Origin of the sequence: Fodinibius sp., from assembly GCF_041642155.1 — a bacterium.
Classification (GTDB): domain Bacteria; phylum Bacteroidota; class Rhodothermia; order Balneolales; family Balneolaceae; genus Fodinibius.
Genome location: NZ_JBEPWZ010000116.1, coordinates 1 through 8,850, shown reverse-complemented (window position 1 = coordinate 8,850; position 8,850 = coordinate 1). Strand labels below are relative to the sequence as shown.

The 8,850-nt window shown below is 54.7% G+C and carries 5 protein-coding genes; 3 read left to right on the top strand and 2 right to left on the bottom strand.

The annotated features are described in order from the left end of the window. The coding region (locus ACESLU_RS08310; protein WP_372637769.1) for a thiamine pyrophosphate-dependent enzyme at window positions 1-211 on the bottom strand (211 nt) is incomplete at its 3' end. 184 nt (window positions 212-395) lie between these two features. Here ACESLU_RS08310 and ACESLU_RS08305 point away from each other — a divergent pair. Further along, window positions 396-1,178 carry a DUF1499 domain-containing protein gene (locus ACESLU_RS08305; protein WP_372637766.1) on the top strand — a complete coding sequence of 261 codons (783 nt, stop codon included), beginning with the start codon at window positions 396-398 and terminating at the stop codon, window positions 1,176-1,178. A gap of 162 nt (window positions 1,179-1,340) precedes the next feature. Here the strand turns inward: ACESLU_RS08305 and ACESLU_RS08300 are convergent, their stop codons facing one another. Then, window positions 1,341-1,613, bottom strand: a complete 273-nt coding sequence (locus ACESLU_RS08300; protein ID WP_372637762.1) for a hypothetical protein — start codon at window positions 1,611-1,613, stop codon at window positions 1,341-1,343. A 293-nt stretch (window positions 1,614-1,906) separates the two neighbouring features. Here ACESLU_RS08300 and ACESLU_RS08295 point away from each other — a divergent pair, with 293 nt between their 5' ends. Then, entirely contained in the window at window positions 1,907-5,152 is a 3,246-nt protein-coding gene (locus ACESLU_RS08295) for an exodeoxyribonuclease V subunit gamma (protein WP_372637759.1), read from the top strand. 1 nt (window position 5,153) lies between these two features. Then, a complete protein-coding gene (gene recB, locus ACESLU_RS08290; RefSeq protein ID WP_372637757.1) occupies window positions 5,154-8,789 on the top strand; it encodes an exodeoxyribonuclease V subunit beta in 3,636 nt (1,211 codons plus the stop codon). The last annotated feature ends 61 nt before the right edge of the window (window positions 8,790-8,850 follow it).

The window sequence follows — 8,850 nt, the reverse complement described above, 5'->3', positions numbered from 1 at the left end:
TCCGGTGCATGGGGAGCAGGTAATCCTCCTCATGAAGGGCCGAGGCCACGCCCACGGCAATCGCTTCCTGGCCGATGCCCGAAAACCATTTGCTGATCTTGTTCTGGCGCAGCAGCTTGAGCATCCGCTCTTCGATGCGGCGGGGAAGCAGCAGGCTTTTATAAAGCTCAATAGCCTGGTGCCTGGAGAATGTTTTGTGAGCCTGAATCATGAAAGTATGGAGATAGACGATCCGTTATCCTTGTTTACTGGTCTCAAACATGGGTCAGTTATAAATGAAATGCAAGGCAGAATAGGTCCAGGTTAAAAGATAGGCTTGTCTTTGTGGTTGAAAACATGTTGATTATAGATATACGGGTAGCACAAATAGACATACGGGTAGTACAAACGAACTTATGATGAAACAGGGAGAAACGATGAAGGAAGACAGGATATCAAGGTGGGCATTGGCCAGCATGATCTTTGGAATAGCAGCTGCGCTTGTGTTGCTGCTGTCGGGGTACGGCTACCAGTGGAACTGGTGGGAACTGGGAGTGGCCTTTACCTGGCTGCTGCCAGCCAGTTCGGTCCTGGCTCTTATCGGGCTCGCCCTGGGACTGGTATATGCTTTTGCCCGGTGGAAAGGGAGTACGAGTCCCTCTACCAGAACGGCGGCAGCCGGAGTGATGCTGGGTATTGCCGTCCTGGCCACGGTGGGCTACTGGTTTTACCAGGCACAGCAATATCCGCCGATTCACGACATCTCGACGGATATTGACAATCCTCCGAGATTCCAGGCAATCGTCCCGCTGCGGGCAGAAGCTTCCAACGATACTACCTACGGCGACCAGGAGAAGGCGGATGCACAGCGCGAGCACTACCCGGACGTTCAAACACTTTATCTGGAGGAGGAGTACCCGGAAGCTTTTGACCGTGCGCTCGAAGCGGCCCGGCAGATGCCGTGGGAGCAGATTGTGACGTCGGATAAAGAGCAGGGGCTGATCGAAGCGTTCGACAAGCTTCCCTGGTTTGGATTTATCGATGATGTGGTGATTCGCGTGGATACGGCCGAAACCCGCGGCAAAAGCAAAATTGATGTCCGCTCGGTCTCGCGAATAGGCAGGGGGGATATAGGGGTGAACGCCCACCGTATCCGCGAGTACCTGGAAACCGTTCGCGATACGGAGGAGATGGAATGATTGGATTGATCCCAAAATCGGGAGCCACCGCTCCACGCGCCTGTACCATTTGACTTGAAAAAAACAGCAATTAATCTGATTTATTACACCAAATGTCTGTTCCATTTTTTAGAGCGACGCAAAACGGAACCCAAAAAACATCGCCGGCTGGATACATACATCCTACACCGTTTGCATATTCATATCATGCATCATGCTTGAGAAGGTGCCGAAGATCAGGAACATCAGCAAAAGGTAAAAAATGATGCCGGCGGCTATCCAGATCAAGCCCGCCCGGGCAAAATTCTTCTTGGTTTGGTTGGGTTCGCTGCCAAAAGCCCAGATACAGAGGATGATGACATTGACGAAGGGGATACTGAACAGGAATAAATACAACACCCATTCGCCCACCGATATCGGTTGTTGGTCCTGCGCGGCCATCTCTTGATTGTCCATGTATGAGATATATATGGTTAATTAACTTTCTGCTGTACCCATCTGCGGACTGTTAATTTAGCAACATATTATCGGTTTGCAAATTGACGGGGAGTATTTAAAAATTTGTCCATGCCCCGGTTCACACGTTCGCTTTCCTCTCAAAGCATGGACCCACACAAGAAGAACCGGGGTTTAGCAGAATACCTTTTTATTCGTATTTTAGTTTTTATCATAGATGAAGAGGAAGATGTATCGATATTTGATACAGTGGAATCCCGATGTTAGAATTGAATCCTTAGCTTTGCACCCTGATGCTTACGCTTTACTATGGAACGGATCAGCATGAACTGGCCCAGCGGCTGTTCGAGGAATGCCTCAGCGCCCCGGGCGGCAACCCGCTGGCGCCGGAAATACTGGTCGTGCAGAACCACGGGATGGGACAGTGGCTCTCGCTATACAGGGCGAAAAAACAGGGTATCTCAGCCAATATGACTTTCGAGTTTCCCTCAGAGCGCATCTGGAGCCTGATCCGTACCATTCATCCCGACATACCGGAGACGTTGCCGTCAGACAGGGGACCGATGACATGGACGCTGATGGATCTTTTCAACGATGAGCAGTTTTTGAAAAACTTTGATAACCTGCGCCACTATATCGAGGACGAGAACCCCGCGCAGCGCGTGTTCCGAAGCTGGAAGCTTGCGTCCAAAATCGCCGACGTCTTTGACCAGTACCTGATCTATCGCCCCCGCATGATCATGGACTGGCAGCAGCGGAAATGGAATACCCGGCAGGGGAAGGCTGAAAAGTGGCAGTCCCGGCTGTGGAGAAGGCTGATCAGCCACTGGGAAACCTATTATGAGGGAATATGGCTGCACCGCGCACAATTGCAGCAGAAGCTGTGGGAGGCTTTAGATAACGGAACACTGACAACCGATCGCCTCCCTGATCGTGTTTCGGTGTTTGGGGTCTCCACCGCATCGCCGGCTTTTATTGAAACCATGGTGAAGCTCTCAAAATTCACCCGGGTCTCTTTTTACCAGCTTGCAATTGATCCTCGTGTCAAAGAGAGTGGAGACTTTAACAACCCGCTGCTGCAGTCGCTTGGAAGCGGGGGGACTCGCTTTATCTCCCAGTTGACCGCCTTCGCGCAAGCCGACAGGCAGGGAGCGGCCCCGGTGGAGTGGCAGCATGTGGATTCCAAACGGCGGGAGGGGGCTTCGGTTTTTTGCGCCATCCGGTCCGACCTCAAAAAAGACAGTCCCCTTATCGGACGCAAGCTGAATGTACCGGCCGCCGATTCGTCCATCCAGGTGCATTCGTGTCACAGTCCCATGCGTGAAGTCGAGGTGTTGTACGACCGGCTGTTGGGGATACTGAATAGCAACCCGGATCTTACTTCCAGTGATATATTGATTATGACGCCGGATATCGAAACCTATGCACCGATGGTGAAAGCCGTTTTTGAAACGCCGGACGAGGGACAGCCGGATCTCCCGTACTGTATTGCCGACCGGGGGATGGAGGGGCAATCTCCCGCCGTGGAGTCGTTCCTGAATATCCTGAGTCTTTGCGAAAGCCGTTTTAAAGTGACCGATGTGCTGGATTTGCTGGATTCCAATCCCGTCCAGGAAGCGTTTGACTTTAGCGACGAACAGCTGAATCGCCTGGAACAGTGGATCCGGGACAACCGGATCCGGTGGGGAATTGACGGGCCGTTCAAGCAGAAGATGAACGTGCCGCAAAGCGACCGGTTTACCTGGCAATCGGGACGAAATCGCATGCTGCTGGGGTATGCCATGAAACCGGTGGACGATCACCTGTATAACAGCATCTTTCCATACGAAGAGATCGCAACCTCCGAAGATGCCGATTTGGCGGGCCGGTTTTCCCGGTTCCTGCAGGAGCTGTTTGATATCGCGCGCTCGGTGGAGGAAGCAAAATCCCCCAAAGGCTGGCAGCCGGTATTGAACCGGATTCCTGGAATATTCCTTCCCGATACCAAAGAGTACTTCAGGCAAATTTCCCGGATCCGCGAGGCCGTCGGCCAGTTGACGGAATACGCCTCGCTGGCATCTTTTGAGGGATCTGTTCCCTTTTCGGTTGTGCGTTCCTGGCTGCAGGAGCGGCTGGAGGAACAGGGCACGGGCGGGGGACGCATGGGCCGGGGGGTTACGTTTAGCTCGCTGATGCCGATGAGGAGTATCCCGTTCAAGGTGATTGGCATGATCGGAATGAATGAAGGAGCTTTTCCCCGCTCGAAGATACCGATTGAGTTTGACCTGATGCACCTGGATGCGCGTCCCGGCGACCCGGTGCAGTCTGAAGAGGATCGCCATATCTTTTTGGAGAATCTTCTTTCGGCGCAGACGCACCTGTATTTCAGTTATGTGGGACAGAGTAACCGGCAGGATGCCGACTTCCCGCCGTCGACCGTCCTCCGGGAGTTCCTGGACTACCTGGAGGAACAGTACGGACTGGAGTCCGGGGATATCATGACCAGGCACCGCCTGCAGGCTTTTAGTCCCGGTTATTTTAAGGGGGCGGAGGGACTTTTTAGCTATTCCCGAACGCAGATGAGGGTCAGTCAGCTGCTTTTGGATGATCTGAATCCTCCGCCGCCTTTTATACATACGGATCTGCCGGAGCCTGGTGAGGAGTGGAAGATGCTGTCGGTCAATGATCTTGTTTCCTTTTTTCAGCAGCCGGTGAAGTACCTGCTGCAGCAGCGCCTCGGGATCTATCCCGGGGGAGAGGAGGTGCTGACCGAAGACCGCGAGCCGTTTGCTTTAGGGGGACTGGAAGGCTACCGGGTGGAGCAGGAGCTGCTGGAACGTTTTCTGAGGGAACAGCCGCTGGACACATACTACGAAAACCTGAAAGCGCGGGATATGCTGCCCGAGGGGTGGACGGGAGCGCAGGCGTACCGGCAGAAAGCAACGGAGGTCCGGGTTTTCGGCGGTGAAATACAGCGGCGGCTCGACCGGCAGCCGCTGCCGGACCCGGAAGTCAATATTAACATCGGAGAGTTCCGTATCGTGGGCAGCCTGACCAACATGTACGAGGATGCCCATATGATGTACCGGTTCGGCAAAGCACGTCCCAGGTACCTGATCGAAGGGTGGATCCGTCACCTGCTTGTTCAACGGGTGAAGCCCGCGGAGCATCCCGGACGAAGTCTGATGTTCGCCTGGGATAAGTCGTCTTTCCAGGAGTACAGCCTGTCGCCGCCGGAAGATTTTGAAGAAATACTTTCAAATTTAATGGAGCTGTACTGGCGGGGATTACAGCATCCCCTGCCGCTGTATTGCAAGTCATCGTACGCTTATGCGAAAAGCATTATCGCGGAGGGTAAAACAGAAGAACAGGGCCTCGCAAGAGCGATGGACAAATGGGAGCCGGGCTGGGGCGGGTATCCCGGAGAGGGAGAGGACCCCTACATCAAACTGGTCAACAGCCGGAAGCGGCCGTTGGGGGATGATGTTAAGCAGTTCAGGGAACTGAGTCACCGTTTTTGGGCGCCTTTTTTTAAGGCGTTAAAGCAGGGGGACTTATAGGATGAAACTACTGAACCCTTTTGAGATCACCTTTTCGGGTATCAACCTGGTAGAGGCCAGCGCCGGGACAGGCAAAACCTACAATATTACATCGCTCTATATCCGGGCGCTGATCGAGCGGGATATTTCCGTCGGGAAAATACTGGTGGTCACCTATACCGAGGCTGCAACCAAAGAATTGAAAGATCGGCTGCTGCGACGAATTCGCGCGTCGGTACGTGCGTTGAAATCGGGCGAGGTCGGGGACCCGTCGGACCAGTTTTTGAGGGATCTGCTGGCGGAGGTTTCGGAGTGCAAAAAGGCCGTGGACAAGCTCGAGCGGGCAGTCCGGATGTTTGACGAGGCTTCCGTCTATACCATCCACGGCTTCTGCTACCAGGCCCTGCAGGAGCAGGCATTCGAGAGCCGCGCCCTGTACGATGCGGAGATGGTGGGAGATGATTCGGAGCTGGTACAGGAAGCGGTGGACGACTACTGGCGGAACTGGGTGGCGGAGGTTGCGGAGCATCCCCGGAAGCGGCTGTTGCTCAAATTGTTAGTTGACAATGGATTCGGACCGGAGGCGCTGGCGAAGGAGCTGGGATCGTATGTGGGAAAGCCGCACCTGAAGGTGTTGCCCGTGGAAAACGACAGAGTTCAGATTGAGTATGAGGTGTCGCTGTGCTGGGATATATACGGGGAGCTCCGGGATATATGGTCCCGGGAACGGGAGGAACTGTTTGCTCTCCTGGATAGCGGATACCTGAGCTATTATACCGGCAACAAGCTGTCAAAGTGGTTTGACCTGATGGACGATTTCCTGGTCTCTGAGGTCCCGCCGCTCAATACGTTTACCCAGTTTTACCGGTTCCGACAGTCTTCCATCAATGAGAGTCTGAATAAAAAGGCGGTCGAGCAGGGCGTACTCCCTCCGGAACACCCGTTTTTTCAGCTGGTGGATGAATACGAGGCGGTCATCGAGACCGTGGCACAGTTCCAGGTATGGTTTCGAAAAGATCTGCTTCACTACCTGCGGCGGGAACTGGAACAAAAGAAGGAGGAGCTGCAGGTGTTGGCGTATGACGACCTGCTGCTGAGGCTGCGGAATGCGCTGGGGGACCCCGAGCGCGGGGAACGGCTGGCTGACAAGCTGCGGGAAAAATATCCCCTTGCGATGGTGGATGAATTCCAGGATACGGACCCGAACCAGTACGATATTTTCCGGCGGATCTACAGGGACTCCGACGGCTCGGCGCTTTTTATGATTGGCGATCCCAAGCAGTCGATATACAGCTTCCGGGGGGCTGACGTGTATTCCTATCTCAAGGCTCGCGGGGATGCTCCCGGGGATAACCGCTACCGGCTGGATCGCAACTTCCGGTCAACACCCGGACTTCTGCGCGGCTTTAATGTGCTATGGGGACAACAAAAAAGGCCCTTTGTAGTCGAGGACATTGCCTACCAGCAGGTAACACCGGGACGGGGGGAGGGTCAGTACGACAGGCTTTTGGAAGAGGGGCGGGAGCGTGCCCCTGTCCGCTTCCGCCTGTTGTCGGATTCCGGGGACCGGCTGCGGAAAGGGGATGCCAAAGAAAAAGTAGTCGCCGACACCGTCAGCGAAATCCGCCGGCTGCTCAGGGGCGGAGAGAAGGGGGAGATCACCATCGGGGATGCCCCCGTCAGTGCCAGGGATATCGCCGTGCTGGTGAGGAGACATGCACAGGCCGAATTGATCAGTGATGCGCTGCGGGAAGCGGGCATTAAGAGCGTGCGTCACAGCGAACAAAGTGTATTTAAAAGTGATGAGAGCGAGCAGATCGAGCAGCTGCTGAAAGCGGTGGTCGAGCCCGCAAATGAGACGCTGGTGAAGACGGCCCTGTCGCTGCCCCTGACCGGCTACACGGCCGGCGATCTGCTTGCTGTCGAAGAGGATGAGGAGCGATGGATTCAGGTGCTGACGCAGTTTTCCGACTGGCACAGAACATGGCAGGAGCGGGGTTTTGCCGCAGTGTTTCAGTCGCTGCTGGACGAGCTGGAGGTGGCGGAGCATCTGATCCGGTACCCGGACGGTGAACGGCGACTCACGAATGTACTGCATCTTGGTGAACTGCTGCAGGAAGAGTCGCAGTATCACCGGGAGGGGACACGCAGCCTGCTGCACTGGCTGTCCCGCAAACGACGGGAGAACGGCAGCAGCACGCGCGATGAAGAGCAGGTGCGGCTGGAAAGCGATGAAGACCTGCTCAAGATCGTGACCATGCACAAAAGCAAGGGATTGCAATATCCCATCGTCTTTTGTCCCTTTTTGTGGTTTGGTCCCGATATCAGGGACAACGGTCAGCCGCTGGAGTATCATCATCCCGACGATCGGAAAATCTCTTATCTGGATTTGAATGGCAAGTCGGATCCTGACCGGGCCGAGAAGCGATTTTATACCCGGCGCGAAGAGCTGGCTGAAAATATGCGTCTCGCCTATGTTGCTATGACGCGTGCCGAGCATTGCCTGTATTTGACGTGGATGTGTGCCAATGCCTCTGAGTTCTCGTCCCTGGGCTACCTCCTCCAGGACCCCGAACAGGTTGAAAACCTGTTGAAAGCCAAAGTGGGCTACGGGGAGAAGGTGGAAGGGTCGGCTGATGAGATCAACCGGGCAATTGGTAATCTCTGTGAGGAGTACCCCGACCTGTTCACCCTGCAGAGAGAGCCCGGAATGTCCGGAGGCGGGGGTGAGGGTGAGCAGCTGGAACTGCTGGCGAAGGGACCCCCCAGCCCCGTTTTGCGGGCGCGCTCGTTTGAGCGGACCGACTCCCTGGCGTCCCGCTACCGGGTCTCCAGTTTCTCTTCGCTGAGCAGCTGGATGGACGATGATCCGGACATGCCGGACTACGACCAGTTTCTGGCTGTGGACGCCGGTGAAGGAGAAATGCCGACAGCGGAGGAGCTGACGATGTTCAACTTTCCCAAAGGTCCCCAGCCCGGCACCTGCCTCCACCATATCTTTGAGGAAGTCGATTTTGTCACTCTTGACCATGTCGGCACTGCCATAGAAAACAGTTTTGCCATGCATGGCATTGACCCGCAGTGGAAGGCGGTTGCCCTGCAGATGCTTGAAACCGTAGTGCACAAGCCATTGCTTCCGGGAGGCGGGGGACTCAAACTATCGGCTTTGACGCCGTCTGAGCTGATTCCCGAGATGGAGTTTTACTATGAAAATAAGGCTATTGAGACCCGGAAGCTGCTTGCTATTATCCGCAAAGAAGATGACGGGGGTCCCCCTGCAAGAGGAGAGGCAGCCGCGGGCTTCTTGAAAGGATTTATTGACCTGACATTTCAGTATGAAGGCAAATTTTACATTCTGGATTATAAAAGCAACTACCTCGGGGATACCTACAGCGATTACGGTCAGTCTTCCCTGAGGCATGAAATGCGGGAGGCTTCATATGATTTGCAATATCACATTTACACCCTCGCCCTGCACCGGTTTTTAGCACAGAAACTATCATCCCGATATTCTTATGAAACGCACATGGGCGGCGCGTTTTATCTCTTCCTGCGGGGCATAAATGAGAAGGGCAGGGAAGGCATCTTCTACGACCGGCCGCCTGCCCGCACGATCCGGAGATTAGACCGATATATATCGGGGGGAGAAAACCAATGAGCAGAAAGCATGTCATGGACCGTTTAGCGGCGCTGCGGGAGCAGGGAGTGATTGCGGATAT

Bases quoted from the DNA above. Each gene is read 5' to 3' on its own strand.
- ACESLU_RS08305 (WP_372637766.1), top strand. From the start codon at position 396: ATGATGAAACAGGGAGAAACGATGAAGGAAGACAGGATATCAAGGTGG.
- ACESLU_RS08295 (WP_372637759.1), top strand. From the start codon at position 1,907: ATGCTTACGCTTTACTATGGAACGGATCAGCATGAACTGGCCCAGCGG.
- recB (WP_372637757.1), top strand. From the start codon at position 5,154: ATGAAACTACTGAACCCTTTTGAGATCACCTTTTCGGGTATCAACCTG.
- ACESLU_RS08300 (WP_372637762.1), bottom strand. From the start codon at position 1,613: ATGGACAATCAAGAGATGGCCGCGCAGGACCAACAACCGATATCGGTG.